At 56.9% G+C, this 1,732-nt stretch carries 2 protein-coding genes and 1 pseudogene; all 3 read left to right on the top strand.

The window, feature by feature from the left end; all coding sequences use genetic code 11:
• A partial coding sequence (locus tag ACOVRJ_RS10815; RefSeq protein WP_422043859.1) for a hypothetical protein occupies nt 1-623 on the top strand: 623 nt, incomplete at its 5' end.
• Nucleotides 623-1,180 (top strand): hypothetical protein, encoded by a 558-nt coding sequence (locus tag ACOVRJ_RS10820; RefSeq protein ID WP_422043860.1) that lies wholly within the window; start codon nt 623-625, stop codon nt 1,178-1,180. The genes ACOVRJ_RS10815 and ACOVRJ_RS10820, both read left to right, overlap by 1 nt.
• A gap of 32 nt (nt 1,181-1,212) precedes the next feature.
• A pseudogene (locus tag ACOVRJ_RS10825) lies at nt 1,213-1,732 on the top strand (Fe-S oxidoreductase); the annotation flags it as partial.

Consider the following 1,732-nt stretch of genomic DNA (forward strand, 5'->3'; position numbering starts at 1 on the left):
AGGAGGTGCGGGTCAATCTGGCAGCGCTCAGAAACCGCCCCGACTGGTGCGACCACCAGTGCTATTTCGTGTCGCTCAAGGATGGGCGTTTGGGGCCGCTTTTCTCCCTCTTTGTGGCTACGCTTCCTGCCCGTCTTGCTGCAACTGAGTTTGCAACGATGTCGCAGCAGAGTTTGATTCTGGGAATCAATGTGCAGTTTGCCGACGCCACGGACGACGAGCTGTTTCTGACCGTCAACATGAACCAGCGATGCCGCGACGCTGATATCTCAGTTGACGGTGATTTGGCTCTTGAGTGGAGCCAGGCGGCTTCAAGCGGAACACACAGAACCTTATTGCTGCCGCACCTGCGCTTGTCGGCTCCGTCAACCATCGCAGCCGATGGCCAGGCAACGATCACTATTCAGCTTGAGGACGCTGCTGAACACCCGATTGAAAGGCAGGCAACCGTCTATCTGGAAGCGGTCTCAGGTGTATTACCTCGGGCCAGGGTCACCACCATTCAGGGCACTGCCGCCGTCCCTGTATTTGCCACTGGTTTGAGCCCAGGTGAGCAGGTTCGCATCAAAGCAGGCTGGAAGTACTTTCCCGGCGTGGACGACATCACGCTTGAGGTTGTCTGATGCTCCAAGCGCTGTTTGCGGTCCCAGTCCTCGTAACGGAACTGGGCATATCTGAACGCGAACGCAGCGTTCTCTGCGAGCGTGCCCTGGCCGCATACCGGGCCAACAACACGAACGGGAAACCCTGGTCTAGAGCTAACCGGGAGTCTCTGGCAGTCCAAGAGCCGGTTTTTGAGGCTCTCTTTGCCATGGTCGCTAGGGCGGCAGAAGTTGCATTTGGGGTCCGTGTCGTATCCATCACCGGTCGCGAACTGGTTCAGTTTGATGGCGATTTTGTCCCTCCGCATGTTGAGCCATCTATGCTGTCTGCCATCTACTGGATAGATGCCGCAGCTGAACCCAAGCATGCGTGTGGGGATCACAACGGATCGCTGGTCCTTCAAAGCCCAGTGGGCCCCTTTGGCACCAAGGTACTGCCAACTGAGGAGAGGGTTCGGTTCATCGATCCGATGCCTGATCGCCTACTGGTTTTTCCAAGCCATCTGGTGCACTTTGGCCACGTCTACCGTGCGCCGACACCAAGCGTCGAGGTTCACTTCGAAATGGAGATTGCGTGATGCGCGCAGTCAATTTCTACCAATAGGAAACCATGAGTACTTTTGTCATTCATACCGTCATTCCGGGCGGACCAGCTGGTCCAACCCTCCGATACGACAACCAGACCTCGGAACTCACCAACCTGCAAACCGGGCAGCCGGTTGTGAGGTCCTTTGCGGCCGTCCAGCCCGCAAGTCAACCTTTCGCCACCAGCAAAGACACCCCGGCTCGAAAAGATTCGCCTCGGGTCTTGAAGATCTCTCTTGGCCTGTCATGCAATTACGAGTGTGAGTACTGTTCTCAGCGCTTTGTGCCACGCGCGGCTGAGACGAATCCTGCTGAAGTTCACGCCTTCGTTGCGGGGCTAGATGGATGGGTGACCGTGCCGCCAGAGCGTATTGAGTTCTGGGGCGGGGAGCCCCTGGTTTACACCAAGACCCTGCGTCCGCTCGCTAACGCCCTTCGTCGTAAGTATCCAGACGCTGGCTTTTCAGTGATCACCAACGGATCACTGCTGAACGCCGACATCAATCAATGGCTGGATGACATGGGCTTTAGTGTTGGCATCTCTC

The organism is Roseateles sp. (assembly GCF_049240545.1).
Lineage (GTDB): Bacteria > Pseudomonadota > Gammaproteobacteria > Burkholderiales > Burkholderiaceae_C > Paucibacter_A.